We start from the raw sequence: 326 nt of genomic DNA on the forward strand, positions 1-326 counted from the left end.
CGCTACGGCGTTTCACTTCTGAGTTCGGCATGGGGTCAGGTGGGACCACCGCGCTAAAGCCGCCAGGCAAATTCTGTGTGCTCTGTCCTGTGTCTTTTGTGCTGATGCTGCGTTGGCCGCCCTCGCGCTACTCCGTCACATACTTCAGTATGCTCCTTCGTATCGCCCGGTTGCCGCCTTGCCTCAGCGCAAAATCCTTCGGACTTCAGTCCGCAGGACACAACTGTATCCGGGAACAAGCTGAAAATCTGTCTCTCAAAAACGCCTCTGGCGTTGTAAGGTTAAGCCTCACGGGTCATTAGTACCGGTTAGCTCAACGCATCGCT

The 326-nt window shown here is 55.5% G+C and carries 1 rRNA gene; it reads right to left on the minus strand.

Annotated features, from left to right (window positions below):
• Positions 1-67, minus strand: a 5S ribosomal RNA gene (gene rrf / locus HFD87_RS22785); the annotation flags it as partial.
• Positions 68-326: the final 259 nt, after the last annotated feature.

This window comes from Pantoea sp. EKM21T, from assembly GCF_011800405.1.
Classification (GTDB): Bacteria; Pseudomonadota; Gammaproteobacteria; order Enterobacterales; family Enterobacteriaceae; genus Pantoea; species Pantoea agglomerans.